This is a genomic window from Stieleria marina (genome assembly GCA_007741555.1).
In the GTDB taxonomy this organism is placed as follows: Bacteria; Planctomycetota; Planctomycetia; order Pirellulales; family Pirellulaceae; genus K23-9.
This window is the reverse complement of sequence record CP036526.1, coordinates 4,400,383-4,418,054: the sequence shown is the minus strand read 5'-3', so window position 1 is coordinate 4,418,054 and position 17,672 is coordinate 4,400,383. Positions and strand designations below refer to the sequence as shown.

Sequence of the window (17,672 nt, the reverse complement as noted above, 5' to 3'; positions counted from 1 at the left end):
ACCCACGAGGCATGTGAACTAAGTCGAAAGCAAACTCCCCCCCGAGTCTGCTCAACTCCCGTGAGAAGTAACGCTGCTAGTCTCCGCGTTGTTACGCTCCCAATCGACGCAGTCACTGCCATCAGGAAGGAATCCCGATCAGATGAATTTATCGTTGACCAGACGAATCCGCCGAGCGGCACTATCGTGTTTGATCGCTGCTGGCGTAGCTGCTGCAACCGTGTCCGGCCCTTTGACAGCCCATGCCCACGACACGTTGCCGATTCCCACTGGGGCGTACGAAACGATTGATCACGCCGACGACTGGTGTGTTTGGACCGAATCGAATACTTGCAATTACCAAGTTGATGACGATTTGACGCCGAATGAATTTGCTGATCGGGATTTAGAACCAAGCGAGCCGCGCACGCACCTTTCGTCGCATTCCAGTCATGCGGTTTCGCGAACCGCATCGAACTTTGAATCGTCATTGGCTGCGGTCGCCGCGTCGGCGTGTGCCAAAGCGGGAATCTCGGTCGAACAACTGATCGAACCTTTTGCCATGGTCAGCACCCATGAAGAAAATTCGGTGGACCAAATCGTGGAACTGCAACAGTGGTGGTCGACCACTCAGCAACACGTCGAAGCTCAATACAATTCGCTGATTCAACTGGCCGAAACGGCCGATGACCAATCACTTCAAGCAACCGCTGCTGACACGGTTGCCGGCAACATCATCCAAGGCGATGTTGCTGTTTTAGATGCTGTCAGCCTCGTGCCGCTCGTTGATTTACGAAGCGATCTTCCCTTCAGCAACGCCATGTCACCGCTACTTGCCAGCGTGCCTGCATCTGCTGAAGAAGGTCGAATCAATGAAACCAACGAGCCAGCTGATTTTGTTCGGGATCACAGAGACGCCGATCTGCTACCCAAGTTGGTAGCCGACGGAGCATCCCGAGAACAGTTGGCCATTTTGGCGATGGAAGAACCGATCGACGCACAGACGGATTCGTTGAGAATGCATGGTCGAAGCATTCTGGTAACCCAATCGAATCAATCCGTGAGCGTGTCTCCGGCTGTCCCACCAACTTCCCAGTTGGTCGGTAGCTCAGCCATGATCGTTTCCATTGAAGAGGTCTACATGCCGTATGACCTCGCGGCACGAGACGTTCAGTGGAGTTTGCACTTTCCACTGGCAAAGCGTCCGTTCTGCGTCCGCAACCGCCGCGAACTGCGGGGGCTTCCCGACGAAACGCCTGCCGAAGTAGCGTCGGATGCAGAACCAGCGCCCGAGGCGATCAACGTGGCTTGGACTCAAGCCTGGGCCGTCATCGGCAACTACGCGTCGCTTCCGTCCAAGGTCCAGCCAGCGGTGTTCGGCAGCCGACTGGTTGACCTGGTGGACCAACGCAAAGTGCTGACCCAACGGGCGGTCCAGCAGATTGCTCGTGTCTGGCCGGCGGCTCCACCCCAACCCGCCGTTGTTCGCCCCAGTAAAGTGGGGGCCAAACTGTTGGCTCGTGCGAAAGTCGTGGTCGACGGAAACGCTGAGGTCGAGAAGAAAGCCCAGGTCAGCAAGCAACTCCCAGCTGGCTTTGATGCCGACGAAACCCTGGCCGTTTGGGTCGACCAAGCCGTTCGTTCGTCGCGGTCGATTCAGTCAGCTTTATCGCGAATCTTGGCCACCCCACCGAAATTGGCTCAGAAACCTAATCTCGTCCCAGCCTCATTGGACGATGTCGCCGGCGAGACGTCCCGCCGATAGCACTGAGACCACTCCCGCTTTGATCGAAAACCGTCGCCGCTGCGTTCCCGGCACCATTGGGGGCGTCTCCGAGACGACGTTTTCGACACACCAATCCGCTGTGCCCTGGCCATCTCCCTCCCAGCCCGGGCACAGCGGATTTTCTTTGTGGCCTCGCAGCCCGCTGCGTGAAGTGCCCAAAGCCGTCATTGCGACGTTGCTTTGCCTGCAAATTTGCCGCGTGGACTTGACATTTGCGTAAATTAAACGAGTGTTTAAACACGTGTTTAGTCCGCAAATTACGCGGAAACTGCCCTTCTCGCTGCCGCAAGTCGATCGATGTTCCCCAAAGTCAGTGCAGACCAGCCGGTCAACGACGCAATCAACGATTCGGCCAATGATTCGCTCAGCAATCATGCTGCCCCTGTAATAACTGAGAAGCCGGTGGTGACTGAGGAGCAAGACACGCGGACGCGGTTGCTTCTGACGGCGGGACCGATTTTTGCCAAGTCAGGATTTCATCGCGCCACGATCCGCGACATCAGCCAGGCCGCCAACGTCAATGTGGCCTCGGTCGCCTACCACTTTGGTGACAAAATCGGACTCTACCGGGCGGTCATCGATCGTGTCCGCCAATCGCGCGAAGAACGTTTTCCGGCGCCTGAGTCGGACCGATCGCTTGAACCCCAGCAAGCTCTGTCGCATCTGATCCACACCATGCTTTCGCGGATGATCAAAGGTGATCAGTACGGCTGGGAGTCGCAATTGATCATGCGTGAAATGGAAGAACCAACGTTGGCGTTTCGCGAGATGGTCGAAGAATTCTTTCGCCCGATCTATGGGCACCTGAAATCCACGATCAAGCAATTGTTGGGCGACGATGCTCCGCCGCATGTGGTCGAACAGTTTTCGCTCAGCGTGGTCGGGCAATGCGTGTACTACCGAATTGGTCGTGGCGTCGTCGAAATTTTGGTTCCGGATCAAATGCAACGAGACCATTTCGGAATCGATGCACTTTGCCAGCACATTTCGGCCACCACGATCGCGGCGGCACGCGATCAAGAATTTCAAAAATTGAAAGACTCCGTTGCCAATGATCTTTGAAACCCAAGCGATCTGGAACGCCGGCAAATCGCTGACGCATCGAACTCCCACGCGTGACGGCTGATGCACCCGCGAATCGACACGCAGTGACAGCCGCCCAACAAGTTTAGTACTTTTCCAATCCAAAAGTCAGTTCTGACTTCCTAAGTAATTCTCCACTATGACTTTTACCGAATCATCCGTCTCGCAATCGCCCAGTGAGAGCACCCCTTTGATCATTCCTCAGGACCCGCCGCCGAAGCGAAAATCGACGGTTGGGAATTTCTCTGCTGGCATGCTTTTCAATGTGATCATTCCCATCGGATTGATCGCGGCGGGGTTGGTGGCGGTCAAGCTCTTTGGCGTCGCCACCGCACCGCCACGTGACGTGGACGACGATACGCGCGCGGGAAGGTTGAAAGCACTGGCGGCCGTTCGAGTCGAGAAGATACGTTCGTTGGAGTCTACGGGCGAAGAACTGCAGCTGGTGGTCGACGGGACGGTCGTGCCTTTTCGCGAAGCCAAGATCGCAGCGGAAGTCGCAGGGCGAGTGATCGAAAAATCTGCCGAGTGCGAAGCGGGCAGCGTCGTCTCCAAAGGCGACTTATTGATGAAAATCGATCCCACGGATTATGAGATCGAAGTCGATCGATTGACTCGGCTAAAGGAACAGGAGTACCAGGCGCTGCAGGAAATCGATCAGGAAAAAGCGAATACGGTTCGTTTGATCAAAGTGGCACAGCGAGACGTTGATCTTCAGCAAAAAGAAGTGGACCGCCAGGAATCACTGCCCCAAGGATTTGCTAGCCGCGGTGATATCGACCGGGCAAAACGGGCTTTGCTGCAATCCGAACAGCAGCTTGTGACAACGCAGAACACGTCGGCTTTGTTGGACAAGCGTCGCGTCCGCTTGGAAGCTTCCGAAAAACTGGCCGCTACACAATTAAAGGCTGCCAATCTGAATCTCGCCCGGACACAGATCAAGGCTCCAATCGATGGGGTGATTGTGACTGAGAATGCCGATTTGAATACCTTCGTCAGTCGCGGTACTGTGCTGCTGACCATTGAAGACACTTCTAAAGTCGAAGTCGCGACCAGTTTGCGAATGGACCAGCTGTACTGGGTGCTGGACCAGAAACACGACGCGACCGCATCGGGAAAGGGCGGTTATGACTTGCCCGATACGGATGCGATCATCCAATACGATCTGACCGGTCGCGAAAACGAATCGTATCAATGGAAGGGACGGTTGCTTAGCTACGACGGCGTCGGGCTTGATCCACAAACACGCACCGTGCCTGTTCGCGTCTTGGTGGAAACGCCGACGTCCTATCGCACCGAGCAAGGGGATTCGCAAAGCGCGACGGCTCCGTCGGCTCTGCTGCGCGGCATGTACGTCCAAGTCAAATTATTGATCAAACCGACAACGCCGCTCGTGGTGATCCCCGGAACCGCCCTGCAGCCGGGCAATCGTGTTTGGCAGTTTTCTCCCGACGAATCGGTGTTGGAGATTCCCGAAGCGGAACAGCCCAAAGCGGACGAGAAACGATCGGCCGAGCTGGCTAAGAACTCCGAAGCTGACGTCAAAGCCGCCACCGCGGACGCGAGTCCCAAGGACGCGGATGCACAGGACAGCGTTTCTGACAGCGCATCCGACAGCGATACATCGTTTGATCCCAAGCAGTGGACGCCCGGCAGAGTGATTGTGCAAAAGGGCGTGTTTCCCGTCGACGCGTTGAAACTGACCGGCAGCAACACTCCGGAGATCGAAGCGAGGTACGAATCGAACTTGGCTGGTGAACGTCAATTTTGGGTGTGCGAGATCAGAGGCGATTCGTTCAGCAAAGATTCCTACGTCGTGACCAGCCCGCTCAGTGGCGTGGATGCTGGCGGACTGGCTGCCCGAGCAAAACTGAAGCCGGACGCGGATGACGAAATCAAACCGGATAGCGAATCAGATTCCGCGAACGAATCTGATTCAGCTGCCGAATTGGGAGACGCATCATGAATCGCTTAGTGACTTGGGCGATTTCAAACGCTCCCGGCATGAATGTGCTGATGCTGGCTCTGATGACGATCGGCGGATTTTCGTTGTGGAACATGCGACGCGAAGTGTTTCCGGCGTTCGAGCTGGAGATTGTGATGGTGTCGGTCCCGTATCCCGGTGCGACACCCAAAGACGTCGAAGAAGCGATCTGTCAAAAGATCGAAGAGGCCATCCGAGCGATCGATGGCATCAAGAAGGTCACGTCGATTTCGCAGGAAGGCGCCGGGTATGTCTTGGCCGAATTGCGCAGTGACGTTCGCGATGTTCAAAAAATCATGTCGGAGATCGATCGAGAGGTCAATCGAATTCCCAGCTTTCCGGCCTTGACCGAAGATCCGCAGATTCAGCAGATCACGTTTCGGGACGCCGCGATCCGGTTGGGGATCATTGGTCCCCAAAGCGCGACCGATGGTGACGACGCCGATCACCTCAGCCGCGAGGCGGAACTAAGGTTGCGTGAAGTGGCCGAAAGCGTGCGCGACGATGTGCTGACGCTGCCCATGGTTTCATCGGCAGCGATCATGGGGACGCGGCCTTATCAGATCGATGTCGAAATCCCCGAAGCAACGCTGCGCAGTTACGGTCTGACGTTGGACCGGGTGGCCCAGATCTTGCGAGCCAGGAACATCGAACTTCCCGGCGGACAGCTGAAATCCGAAGGCCAAGAGATTCTGCTGCGAACAAAGAACAAAGGCCGCGTCGGTGCTGAGATTGGCCGCTTGCCGCTCGTCACTGCTCCGGGCGGAGTTGTGTTGACGGTGAATGATTTGGGCTCCGTCCGCGACGAATTTGAAGATGTCACGGCGACCGGCGAAATCAACGGTGAACCTGCCATGGTCGTCAACGTGGAACGGACCAAGAGCGAAGACTTGCTGGCGATGGTCGATGCAGTCCGCGAATACGTGGCCGAAAAAGAACTCCCGGCCGGTTATCGTTTCGTCGTTTGGGGCGACAGTAGCACAGAAGTTCGCGGCCGGTTGTCGCTGTTGCTGCGAAATGGTTTCCAAGGACTCGCGTTGGTCTTTTTGGTGCTGACGCTGTTTCTGGAAATGCGGTTGGCGTTTTGGGTCGCGTTGGGAATTCCGATTTCGATCTTGGGCGCAGGAGCGGCCCTGTCGTGGGGTGACCAAACGCTGAACATGCTCAGTTTGTTTTCGTTTTTGGTTGCCCTGGGCATCGTGGTCGATGATGCCATCGTGATCGGCGAAAATATCTATGCGCACCGGCAAATGGGCAAACCGCTCAAAGTCGCCGCGACCGAAGGCACGCTGGAAGTCATGCCCAGCGTGACGGCGTCGGTGACGACGACCGTGATCGCGTTTTCGCCAATGTTCTTTGTCAGCGGGGTGATGGGAAAATTCATGGCCGTGATCCCGTTTGCGGTCATCGCGATGCTGGTGATCTCGCTCTGGGAAAGCACGTTTGTGCTGCCTAGCCACTTGGCGCATCGGCACCGCGGGTTCTTTCGAGTGATGGCCGTGCTAACGTACCCGCTGCGACCGCTGGGCATCGTGCTCAACTGGGCCAACAAACGAGCAGCTGCGGGGTTGACCAAATTTTGCGAAAACATCTATGTGCCGATTTTGAAATTCAGCATTCGCCATCCGCTGGTACCGATCGCGTTTTCGATCATGTTGTTTCTGATCACGTGGGGCATGATCCAAGGTGGAGTGGTGCCGTCGATCTTGTTTCCCAAATCCGACAACAACAATCTGCAAGCCACGATCACGTTTCCCAATGGAACGTCAGCTGCGGAGACCGACGCGGCAACGCGAACGATGGAAAACGCGCTTCGCCGCGTTTCGATCCGAGTCGCGCGAGACCGCGCAAAAGAGCTGGGAGTAGATCCGTCTGAAATTTACCCTGGCGAAGGCGATGAATTGACCGGTCCGGTGCGATTGACGTATCGAGACGTGGGCACGATTGCCGTGTTGGACAATCCGGCGGGCGGTGGGGGATCGGGAAGTCACGTGGGACAGATCTTTGCGGAACTGTACGACACCGAAATTCGGACGATTCATAGCGACAAGATCTTGGCGATGTGGCGCGAAGAAGCCGGCGAATTTCCCGGAGCCGAAAGGGTCACGTTTGGCAGCGTCGGCGTCGGGCCGGGAGGCAAACCGATCGAGTTCAAATTGTTGGCCACCAGCGAAAACGAAGACCAATTGCTGGCTGCGACCGAAGACATCAAAGCTAGGCTGGGCGCGTTTGCGGGAGTGTTTGACATTGCTGACGACAACACACCGGGGAAGTACGAATTTCAGTTTCGAGTCAAAGACCAAGCTCTTTCGACTGGTGTGACACCAACGGACTTGGGGCAAACCGTGCGGAACACGTATTACGGTGCGGAAGTCATGCGGCTTCAGCGCGGACGGCACGAAGTCAAATTGATGGTTCGCTATCCGCCCGACGAACGCCGCAGTTTGGTCGATATTCGCGAGATCCGTGTTCGCACGGGCGAGAACGTCGAACGTCCGATTACCGAGCTAGCGGAAATCAAACTGAACCGTGGTTTTTCCGAAATCAATCGCGTCGATCAACAGCGTTCGATCACGATTTCCGCGGACTTGGACGAGACCACTGCCAACGCCGATCTGATCATCTCGAAACTGCAGAACGACTATTTGCCCGAGATGAATAAGAAGTTCCCCGACGTTGCACTTCGCTGGGAGGGCCAGCGCGAACAGAGCAAGGACAGCGTGGGCAGTCTGATGAAGGGGTTCGCATTGGCGATTTTGGCCATGTACGTGCTGCTGGTTTTGCAATTCCGAAGCTACATCCAGCCGGCACTGATTCTGGCCATCATTCCGTTCGGCATGATCGGAGCTGTTTGGGGACATGCCGTGTTGGGATTGCCGCTGACGCTGTTCAGCATGTTTGGGCTGGTCGCACTCGCGGGAGTCGTGGTGAACGATTCAATCGTCCTGATTGACTTCATCAACTCGCGTGTTCGCGACGGCGTTCCCGGCCAACAGGCGCTACTGGAGTCGGGGGAACGTCGTTTCCGTCCGATCATGTTGACCAGTATGACGACGATCGCGGGACTGCTGCCGCTGATGACCGAGCGGTCGTTTCAGGCTCAGTTGTTGATTCCGATGGCGGCTAGTTTGGCGTTCGGACTGATGCTGGCGACGTTCTTGGTGCTGTTCCTGGTGCCGGTCTTCTACTCGATCTATTTGCGATCCATCAATCTGGCGACTCGTTCGTTGGCTGCAGTCGGGTGGGCCGATGAAAATGACGAGATCAGCATGTGATGATCCAACGGTCGGCCGCCTTTGATTGACGGCCGACCCGTTCGGCTTAGCGACGGGGCTGTCTTTGTCGACGGAAAAGACAGGCTACGCAGGCGAACATTAGCAAAACAGCGCTCGTTGGTTCGGGAACCGCGGTGACCGCTCCATTGAATGCAAAGCTCTCCAGTGCGTAGCAATTTGCAAGATCGTCGTAGTTGGGTCGGCTGTCTTGTACGTACAGTCGAAATTGAATGCTCCCGGTGACATTTTGAAATTCGTCGGCAGCAAGCAAAATCGCATCGGCTCCCGTTCCGGAGCCGACACCCGTCACTGGAATCGGGGTGACCGCAATGTTGGCGTTTGCACTGGTATCGAAACCGCGATGAAATTCGATAATGTTCGGTGACTCTGCTGGACTGCCTGGAGTCCCGTTTATCAGCGTTCCACTAAATTCGAACGAATCAAAGTTAACTGCGTAACCCGATTCAATTTCGATTTGAAACTGAAAATAGTCTTCGTTCCGAAGCGCCGACGAAGACACCAGATTGGACTGTGCCGTGCTCTGGCCATAGGTCGCGGCGAAAGTGCTGGGAACAAGCTGGATGTTCACGTCACCAGGCGTCGTCCCCATGGACGGGCCAAGCCCTTTGACGACCAGCGCGTCCGTCCCGGCCACGGAGTCATATCCGTTGCGAGTGACAAACGTCTGCTGAATTCCCCCACTGTTTACTTCAGTGATGCCATCGGCGGTGACTTGACCAACGAAATAGTCTTGGTCATCCGTTGTTGAACCGTCGAAATCATTTTTGAGAATGATCGCGGACTGGACAACACTGGAGAAAGCAAACGCAAAAAACACACACAGCAAAACTCGACGCGACATGATGCACAACTTGGTGGTACGGACCCTCGCCCCTCGAATCCGTCAACGACACAGCCCCAACAGACTGCGTATTACGCAATGCAAGCGATTGCGAAGAAGATCAATTCTGAACCAGCAATTCATGGCTATTTGGCGGCGCCAGCGAAGAGGTAACGCAGGGCTTTAGGGACTTTGCCATACTGCTTGCGTGACAGATTGATGCGTGGTTGTTCGGAAAAGTTCAACGATTCGTCGAACCAGGGGCGGCTGTAGACGATGTACAGGATCGGTCGGGCAATTTCACTTTGGTTCGCCATGCCAGCGTGGGTCAGGCGAAAATCCATCAAATAAGCGTCGCCAAGTTTCGCCGAAGGGAAAACACTTTCGCGGCGGGAGCCCGTTTCCACCAATTTCTGAAGCTGTTCTCGCGCCCCGACGCGATTGTGGGTCCCCAGCCACAGCGACGTCGATCCGGTTTTTTCGTTTAAGTCGACCAGCGGAACCACCAGAGTGATGGCATGTGGCGGCAGCGAGGTACAAGTCGATTCGTCTTCGTACAACGGCGGGTAATCCATGTGCACCGACTGTGCGCCGGCGCCCGGAAACGCGATCACGGAACCAAAACTGGAGATGACAAAGTGCCGCCCCAACAACTCCTGCAGGATCGGCATCAAGTGTCCGTTGGCGTACAGGTCGGGCGAATTGAACTTGCCCTTCACTTCGGTCGTGATCATGTAGCGTTGATCACCGACACAGGCGTATCGAGATTCCAGTTCTTGCTGTGACAGTGACGCGTACTTACGAAAATAGACTTTGCTCAGACGCTGGACAAAGCGACGCGAAAAGAGCTGGTCAATCCAGAGCGCGCCTTGCTGCTGAAACAGGCTTGCAGCGTCGGAAGCCGATGATTGTCCCAACGAGATCTTGTAAGACAATGGCCGACTCGGTTTGTCTGTGGGGCGGAAGGGCTGTCAGTGAAAGTCGATGTGTCTGTCAATGAAAGAAGGGCCAAGCAACGTAGCTGCTTGGCCCTCCCTGCGTTTGTTCAGCTGGCAATTCGTTAGCGGTCACGCACGTTGGCGGTCAACAATGCGTTGGCCGAAACGCTTAATTTGCCGCCTGTTTTGATCTTTACAGGCAGCTTTTGAGGGCCGGCGGCATCGGTGGGCGTGAACGTGGCGGAGACCAAGTGAGTGGTCCGGGCAACGTCGCTTTTGGCGAATTCGATGTTCCAGCCGTCAGCTTGGATCGTATCGATCGTGAATGGCTCGCGGCCTCGGACGACCAATTGCTTCGTCATCGATTCGCCTGGTTTTAGGCTCCCCAAAGCCAGCGACTGAGGCGAGATGACCAGAGCGCTGTCGATGTTGCCCGTGACAGGCAGTGGCACGTTTGGCATCGACGAATCGTTGGTGGTCACGACGACTTCGTCTTGAAAGAAACCCATCGGGGCGTCTTCGCGAATGGTGATCGAGAGTTCGTAGTTCACTTTGCCTTCCCCTCGCAACGTTTGCTTCACGGTTGGGATCAACCATGGTTTGTTGCTGCGGACACTTTCGACTTTCCAATCCGACCGTCCGGCGTACAAGATCTGCGATGTTTTGGTCGCGGTGGTTCCCTGGTCCACTGATCCGAAATCAACCGCACCGGGGTGAAACACCATGTCGCTGCGAATGTAGCCTTTGACTTCCAAACGAACTTCGCTGAAAAACGGTTTGTCGATCACGACCGTCAGCGTGGCGCCTTTCTTTCCGGTAAACGATCCCGTGTTGAATCGTGCCAGGATGTAACCCGTCGAGTTGGGCTGGATGTAGTGGTTCTTGATGATCGGCGTCGTGCACCCACAGCTCGCGCGAACTTCTTTGATGTGAATGTCGGATCCGAACGTGTTGACCACGGGGAACAGAAATTCGGTTTTCGCCGCAACGGCTCGTGTACCAAAATCATGCGATTTGACCGGGAACGCGACGTCACGCCAGTCGACGGCCGCGGCGGTGGACGTCAGTGCGAGTGCAAAGCAACAGACACTCAGAAGCGTTTGAATGGGTCGGACCATGGAACAAGCTTTCCGCGTACGGAGGAGAGAGGGGTGGGAGGCAGTAGCTTGGTGAGGAATCCACCACTTTTAGATTGCCTTCTTGATGTCTAACCGGACATGAATTCGACAACTAAAATTGGCGATATCAAAACCATTTCGATGACCAACCATTTTAACCCATTGAAGCGATCGACAAACCACTACGAAGAGTGGTGTCAGTGGGGCTGGCCGCGAAAAGTTTGTCAACGCGTTCCTCTGTTATCTAAGTTAGCGATGCAAGCAGCGTCGACAAGGCAAAACGCGTGCTTTGCGAAGAGATTGTGGCTGAATCGGTCGTAGGATCGGCACCAGAGTGGACACTTGGGAGGGATGTGGCGTTTGGGAGGCTGCGCAGAGTTCCTAAGTACTCGCTCGACGCTCTCTTTCGGGGGGATGCCGAGATCGCTGATTTGCTAGCGGGCGAGCGTTTGGAAGTGGGTTTTGGCGGCTGCATGCCATTGGTCGTTAGGCCGAATCCCCACTGCTTGGTCATGGTGGCGCGGTCGCCGAAGTGCTGCTGATCGACTGAGCTGATGCAGCCCATTCGAGAGCCTGGCGGTGCGTCCAGCAACGGACTGAGAAACGTGCCGGAGCGAAATGTGCTGTAGGGAAGCCGGGTAACTGACGAACCGATCTAGCGACACGCAGGTTGGTTTGGTTAATTTCTCGATTCATGCCTCGGTCCACGACGGAGTTTCGTGCGACCGCTGCATTTTTCAGATCATTATCGCCGACCCGTCAGGGAGGACAGTCGTGCAAACGATTAAGACATCATCCATCGTCGTTTTACTTATGACCGTGATGTACGGTGGATACGTTTCACTCACGACACCACCGGAACCGATTCCGCCTGAAGTTGCCGACTTGTTGGAATTCGAGGGCGATTTGGACATCGACACCGGTTTTGCAGCATCCGATAGCTTTGCGCCGGGCATCGACGAATTTACTACCGGCCAACCCGATGCGGTCATTACTACCGGCCAACCCGATGCGGTCATTGCTACCGGTCCAAGCCAAGGTGGATTTGCAAATCCTGGTCGCAACATTCCCCAGGCCGGTTCGACGCCTAGCAGTAATTCGACGGCACCTGCTTCGATGTCACTTGGGTCGCCACAGACGGGAACCAGCACGCCGCGACCGCAACCGTCTTTCCAGGCTCAGAATTCTGTCAGCATCAGTGATCAGGGGCCGACGTTCTCTGGATTGCCGAAAGCTTCGACGCCCGCTAAAGCAGTCAGCGTGGATTTGAACAGTGCGTTCCCGGCAACCGAGGGCTCGTTCCAGCTGCCGACTCCCGCAAACGCGCAAGACAATTTCAACCCGCAGACTGGCCGCTCGTTTAACGCTCCGCAGAACACATCACCTCCACCGGCAGCAGGCGCAATGTCGTTGCCTTCGATGGATAACCTGCCGTCGTTGGATCAAGCTCAGACGGAGTTGACCGAACAGGTCTCGCTGAACGCCGATCCAGCCGCATCGAATCAGATCGCGTTGGCCAACCAGTCAGCCATTGGTGCCGTAAGTGCGGGAGCGACGACTGAGAACGTTGGTTTGGCAAATGCCTTTACAACAGCCGACCGCCAGTACGCCAATGACCAGATGCGTGAAGCCCTGGCGACATTGAGCGTGTTTTATGGCACGCCTGATTTGCCGGTCGCACAGCGCGGCCAGTTGCTGGCACGTTTGGACCCGCTCGCTCGCGAAGTGATCTATTCGCCTCGCCATTTGCTGGAACAGCCCCACCGTGTTGGATCAAACGAAACACTGATGGAGATCGCTCAGAACTATGGTGTGCCTTGGCAGTTGATCGCCAATATCAACGGAATCAAGGATCCACTGGTGATCACTCCGGGGACGGAGCTGAAGGTCGTGCGAGGACCGTTCAACGCGCAGGTCGATCTGCGACAGCATGAATTGACGATCTTCTTGGGCGACTTGTACGCAGGGCGTTTCCCAATCGCGGTTGGCAGTGATCCTGCTCCACGACCAGGAACGTTTACGGTTCAAGACAAGCAGTCACAGCGAACATTCTATGATCGCAGTGGTGCTCCGATTGCTGCGGGAAGTCCAGCGAATCCATACGGAAAAGTTTGGATCGATTTGGGCAGCCAGCTGTGCATCCACGGCAGTCCCGAAGCGACCAAACCAACCGCAAATGGCTGTATCAGCTTGGCTGCAAATTTCGCGGACGATCTATTCGGCATCTTGTCGCAAGGTTCTTCGGTCACGATTCGCCGTTAAGCGACGACACTGAGGTCGCCATGGAAACATCTCTGCATCAGCAGCTCAAACGCTGCTACGCCGGCACTGAGGCCAACACCGAAGTGACGATGGGCAAGTATCGCATTGACGCCGTCCGTGATGACGAGTTGATCGAAGTGCAGTGTGCGTCGCTGTCCGCGATTCGCGACAAGTCTCAGAAGCTTCTCAAACGACACAAGCTGCGTGTCGTCAAACCCGTGATTTCGCGGACGCGGATCATCAAGGTCAATTCCAAGGCAGGCCCCGTCGTGTCGCGGCGGATGAGTCCCAAACGCGGTTGCGTGATGGAGTTGTTCGAGGAACTGATCTACTTCACGCGAGTGTTTCCACATCCCAATCTGACGTTAGAAGTCCCGATGGTTTGCGTGGAACAAACCCGCATGCCACGCAAGGGTCGTCGTCGACGTCGGCAGCCCAATTACAAAGTCGTCGACACGTCGCTTGATTCGATCAGCGAAACGTTTGAGTTCCGAGAACCTGCGGATCTTCTGGCACTGATTCCTTGGAAGCGACGACCTGAGTCGTTTGATACGGCCGACATTGCTCGCGCGATCGACCGACCTCGCTGGGTTGCTCAACAGATTGCGTATGTGCTGCGTCATACCGGCGCGATCAACGAAGTCTCGCGACGACGAAGTGGAATCGTCTACGAACCAATCGCCGCGTAAGGTCGGCAGCTTCATGGCCGACCAAGGATCTGCGTGCAAGTTTGCCGCTGCGATCACTGGTTAGCGCGTTGCTTGCCCTCTTCGTGAAGCTCTTTATCAGCGTCTGTCTTTCGTGACGTGCCACGTCGAAGTCCGCCTTGGGCGATCAGTCTTGGGCGATCAATCCGATCGTAGCTTCCATTTGGTTCGTAGCTTCTGTGCTGAACATTCGGCGTAGGTCACCGCTGGCGTGTTTTCCCCGCAAAACCACGTTCCAAAGCGTCTTGGGTCGCTGCGGTGTTCGGTTTGCAACGAATGTGACTCAGGTAGTACCGCTTGATAAGTTCGGTGGACCTTTTCTGTTAGTCAATCTACTCCGGCGCGGCAAAGATTGACGAGACATCTCTTACGACACCAATGAAGCATGGTTTGCGTGCCATGCCTTTATTCACGTCGTCGCGTGTGATGGATCACCTCCCAAACAGTTGCTGCAATCGTTTTTGCAGTGACGATGTCCGAACCATCTAGCCGGATACGATTCTCGTGAAGCTAACGTTACCACTCGATCCTGACGGATCGGAACTGACTCCCGTCCTTATTCCCGAACCCACCGTGGCGTCTGCACCGGACGCCATTGATTCCACTGACTCGAATTCGGCCGCGACCGTACGCAGCGAACTGCTGCTCGTCTGCGAAGCTCGATCGACGACGTTGACCGATGGATTCTGGCGTTTTGCATTGGAGACAGCTGACGGCCAGCCCGTCCTGGATGCCGAAGACCAAGAGACAGGTGACTTGAATCGCCTGACGCTCCTGGCCGCCGTCCGCGGGCTTGAAGCAATCGAAGGAGCGTCATCGGTGACGTTGCTTAGTAATAATCGCTACCTGATCCGATCCCTTTCGGATTCCCTCCCCCGGTGGCGACAGAACGGTTTTATCTGGGAACACTTTGGGCGTCGCATTGACGTCCAACATGCTGATCTTTGGCGTCGAGTTGATCGTGCGTTGAAGATTCATCGCGTGGAAGCCTGCTTGGTTTCTTCGCGATTGGTAAGTGCCGGTCAGGCCGACGTGTCACACGACGCGATCGGTTCCAACGGCACGATCAATCGAATTGATTCGGCGCACGGCACCGGCGGTAGTGCTGGCGGCGGTCGCATGTCGGTCCCCGCACCTAAACGTAGGTCGCGCGGAACCGCAGTGGAAATGACGGCGGCGGCTTCAGGTGGATCATCGCCCAATGATCGACTACGAAGCTGGCTCCTTGCGAGCACCCAATCGAGTAGCAACACGCTGCCACAGCGTCGTTTTACGCCCCGCGACTTGGTCGAAAACGCCTAGGTCGTCGGGCAAAGTAGAAGTCATTTTGATTCCAGCGGTGTTCCCGGCACCGCGCCGCGGATGCAACGAAGCACCGCGCCCAAGTTTCCACGTATCGACGTTATGCATTCGCTAACGGATTACCCATGCAAACTCAAGTCTCTCTTTCTGAAATTGCGTCTCTGATCGACGGCACTTACGACAACCCTGCGAACTTGCTAGGGCCACATCCTGTCGATTATCGCGGTCAGTCGGCGACTGCCGTGCGATCATACATGCCCGATGCGCAAGCCGCCTGGGTCGTCGACAATGCATCAGGCGTGCGGCGGCCGATGCGGAAGCTGCATCCGGCCGGATTTTTTGAGGCGATTTGCGACGGAGCCATCGACGTGGACGCGTCCAGCCGCGAAGATGGTGCCCGGGCAAACAGTGCCAAAACAAACAATGCCGAATCAAGATATCGCATCCAGATGACCGACAAATCAGGCGAAGTTGTGGACAAACAAGATCCTTACGCGGCTCCATCGATTTTTTCAGACTACGACCGGTACCTGCTGGGTGAAGGTCGGCACCTGAACATGTACGAACGCATGGGCGCTCAAGTCCGGACGGTCGATGGCACTCCCGGCGTGAACTTTTCCGTCTGGGCACCCAATGCTCGCAGCGTTCAGATCGTCGGTGATTTCAATAGCTGGGATGGTCGCACCAGTGTGGCCAAAGTTCATGACAACATAGGGATCTGGGAATTGTTCATTCCCGGTGCCAAAGTCGGCGATCGATACAAGTTCCGTGTACTCAGCGAACACGGCGAGTGGATGGACAAAAGCGATCCAGTCGGGTTCGCCGCTGAACTGCCGCCACTGACCGCTTCGATCGTCACGGATTTGACCGGGCACGAATGGAACGATGATCAGTGGATGCAACAGCGCAAAGACTGGAATCCGATGCACGAACCGATGAATGTGTACGAAGTTCATCTGGGCAGTTGGCAAAAAGGTCCTGGCCGCACCCACGGTTGGTTGGACTACCGCGATCTGGCCAAACGATTGGTGGACTACTGCAACCGCATGCATTTCACGCATGTCGAATTGATGCCGATCAGCGAACACCCGTTCTCCGGTTCGTGGGGATACCAGACTGTTGGCTACTTTGCACCGACCAGTCGTCACGGTGGCCCCGATGACTTTATGTACTTCGTCGACTACCTGCACCAAAACGGCATCGGCGTTTTGATCGACTGGGTGCCGGCTCACTTCCCCAAAGACGGCCACGGTCTGTACCGGTTCGACGGATCAGCTCTTTACGAGCACGCTGACCCACGCCAAGGCGAACACCCGGATTGGGGCACCATGGTTTTCAACTTCGGCCGTACCGAAGTCAAAAACTTCCTGATCTCCAACGCGTTGTTCTGGTTGGACAAGTATCACATCGATGGACTTCGCGTCGACGCGGTCGCGTCCATGTTGTACTTGGACTACAGCCGCGAAGACGGTGAGTGGATTCCGAATCAATACGGTGGTCGCGAAAACTTAGAAGCGATCGATTTCCTTCGCGAATTCAACGTGGCCGTCCACGAACAGCATCCCGGTGTCATCACCGCCGCAGAAGAATCCACGGCGTGGCCGGGAGTTTCGCGTCCCACGTACGATGGCGGTTTGGGATTCACTTACAAGTGGAACATGGGCTGGATGAACGACACGTTGTCGTACATGCAAAACGAACCGATCCACCGCAAACATCATCAAAACGAATTGACGTTCAGCTTGATCTATGCGTTCACGGAAAACTTCATGTTGCCTCTGTCGCACGATGAAGTCGTCCACGGCAAAGGATCGTTGATCAGCCAAATGCCGGGTGACATGTGGCAAAAATTTGCCAACTTGCGTCTGCTGTACTCGTACATGTGGACTCACCCCGGCAAAAATCTGCTGTTCATGGGCGGCGAATTGGCCCAGTGGAACGAGTGGAATCACGATGATGGCGTGGACTGGGTCTTGCTGGATTTCGACACGCACCGTGGGGTGCAGCAATTGGTTGCGGACCTGAATAAATTGGTCAACGAAAATCCCTCGCTGCACCAATTGGATTTCGACGGCAACGGCTTTGAGTGGGTCGACTGCATGAACGGTGACGACAGCACCCTGGTGTACCTTCGCAAAGGCATGGACGGTGCCCCGCCGATCCTGGTCTGTTGCAACTTCACACCAGTGCCTCGCCCCGAGTACCGCGTTGGTGTGCCCGAAGCCGGGCATTGGAAAGAGATTTTCAATAGCGATTCGGAAGCCTACGGCGGCACCAACATGGGCAATTACCCCGGTTGCGACACACTGGGCACCGGCGAACACGGTCGCCCCGAAAGCATCTCGGTGAACATGCCGCCGCTGGGTGTCAGTATATTCCGCCTGGAAAAGTAATCGC

The 17,672-nt window shown here is 55.8% G+C and carries 11 protein-coding genes; 8 read left to right on the top strand and 3 right to left on the bottom strand.

Features of this window, described 5'->3' with window-relative positions:
- The first annotated feature begins 142 nt into the window (after positions 1-142).
- The 4 genes from K239x_RS15810 to K239x_RS15795 all read left to right on the top strand — a co-directional run bounded on the left by K239x_RS15810 (position 143) and on the right by K239x_RS15795 (position 8,107).
- Complete coding sequence (locus K239x_RS15810; protein ID WP_145419212.1) at positions 143-1,744, top strand: hypothetical protein; 1,602 nt, start codon at positions 143-145, stop codon at positions 1,742-1,744.
- Between the two features lie 318 nt (positions 1,745-2,062).
- A complete protein-coding gene (locus tag K239x_RS15805; RefSeq protein ID WP_145419211.1) occupies positions 2,063-2,827 on the top strand; it encodes a CerR family C-terminal domain-containing protein in 765 nt (254 codons plus the stop codon).
- Positions 2,828-2,987: 160 nt separating this feature from the next.
- Positions 2,988-4,814: an efflux RND transporter periplasmic adaptor subunit gene (locus K239x_RS15800; RefSeq protein WP_145419210.1), complete on the top strand. Its 1,827-nt coding sequence runs from the start codon at positions 2,988-2,990 to the stop codon at positions 4,812-4,814.
- Positions 4,811-8,107, top strand: a complete 3,297-nt coding sequence (locus tag K239x_RS15795) for an efflux RND transporter permease subunit (RefSeq protein ID WP_145419209.1) — start codon at positions 4,811-4,813, stop codon at positions 8,105-8,107. The genes K239x_RS15800 and K239x_RS15795 overlap by 4 nt, the downstream gene beginning before the upstream one ends.
- 46 nt (positions 8,108-8,153) lie before the next feature.
- On the opposite strand, the gene K239x_RS15790 is transcribed toward K239x_RS15795, so the two are convergent.
- The 3 genes from K239x_RS15790 to K239x_RS15780 all read right to left on the bottom strand — a co-directional run bounded on the left by K239x_RS15790 (position 8,154) and on the right by K239x_RS15780 (position 11,004).
- Positions 8,154-8,969 (bottom strand): PEP-CTERM sorting domain-containing protein, encoded by an 816-nt coding sequence (locus K239x_RS15790; RefSeq protein WP_145419208.1) that lies wholly within the window; start codon positions 8,967-8,969, stop codon positions 8,154-8,156.
- 125 nt (positions 8,970-9,094) lie between these two features.
- The gene (locus K239x_RS15785) at positions 9,095-9,883 is read right to left on the bottom strand and encodes a phytanoyl-CoA dioxygenase family protein (RefSeq protein WP_145419207.1); all 789 of its coding nucleotides are present in this window, start codon (positions 9,881-9,883) and stop codon (positions 9,095-9,097) included.
- 125 nt (positions 9,884-10,008) lie between these two features.
- The gene (locus K239x_RS15780) at positions 10,009-11,004 is read right to left on the bottom strand and encodes a DUF1573 domain-containing protein (protein WP_145419206.1); all 996 of its coding nucleotides are present in this window, start codon (positions 11,002-11,004) and stop codon (positions 10,009-10,011) included.
- Positions 11,005-11,778: 774 nt separating this feature from the next.
- On the opposite strand from K239x_RS15780, the gene K239x_RS15775 reads away from it, so the two are divergent.
- From K239x_RS15775 to glgB, 4 genes are all read left to right on the top strand, one after another.
- Positions 11,779-13,266, top strand: a complete 1,488-nt coding sequence (locus tag K239x_RS15775) for a L,D-transpeptidase family protein (protein WP_419189017.1) — start codon at positions 11,779-11,781, stop codon at positions 13,264-13,266.
- Between the two features lie 20 nt (positions 13,267-13,286).
- A complete protein-coding gene (locus K239x_RS15770) occupies positions 13,287-13,955 on the top strand; it encodes a DUF8091 domain-containing protein (protein WP_145419205.1) in 669 nt (222 codons plus the stop codon).
- 522 nt (positions 13,956-14,477) lie between these two features.
- A complete protein-coding gene (locus K239x_RS28720; protein WP_419189016.1) occupies positions 14,478-15,275 on the top strand; it encodes a ribonuclease H family protein in 798 nt (265 codons plus the stop codon).
- A 125-nt stretch (positions 15,276-15,400) separates the two neighbouring features.
- Entirely contained in the window at positions 15,401-17,668 is a 2,268-nt protein-coding gene (glgB, locus tag K239x_RS15760; RefSeq protein ID WP_145419204.1) for a 1,4-alpha-glucan branching protein GlgB, read from the top strand.
- Positions 17,669-17,672 lie beyond the last annotated feature (4 nt).

Bases quoted from the DNA above. Each gene is read 5' to 3' on its own strand.
- K239x_RS15810 (WP_145419212.1), top strand. From the start codon at position 143: ATGAATTTATCGTTGACCAGACGAATCCGCCGAGCGGCACTATCGTGT.
- K239x_RS15805 (WP_145419211.1), top strand. From the start codon at position 2,063: ATGTTCCCCAAAGTCAGTGCAGACCAGCCGGTCAACGACGCAATCAAC.
- K239x_RS15800 (WP_145419210.1), top strand. From the start codon at position 2,988: ATGACTTTTACCGAATCATCCGTCTCGCAATCGCCCAGTGAGAGCACC.
- K239x_RS15795 (WP_145419209.1), top strand. From the start codon at position 4,811: ATGAATCGCTTAGTGACTTGGGCGATTTCAAACGCTCCCGGCATGAAT.
- K239x_RS15790 (WP_145419208.1), bottom strand. From the start codon at position 8,969: ATGTCGCGTCGAGTTTTGCTGTGTGTGTTTTTTGCGTTTGCTTTCTCC.
- K239x_RS15780 (WP_145419206.1), bottom strand. From the start codon at position 11,004: ATGGTCCGACCCATTCAAACGCTTCTGAGTGTCTGTTGCTTTGCACTC.
- K239x_RS15770 (WP_145419205.1), top strand. From the start codon at position 13,287: ATGGAAACATCTCTGCATCAGCAGCTCAAACGCTGCTACGCCGGCACT.
- glgB (WP_145419204.1), top strand. From the start codon at position 15,401: ATGCAAACTCAAGTCTCTCTTTCTGAAATTGCGTCTCTGATCGACGGC.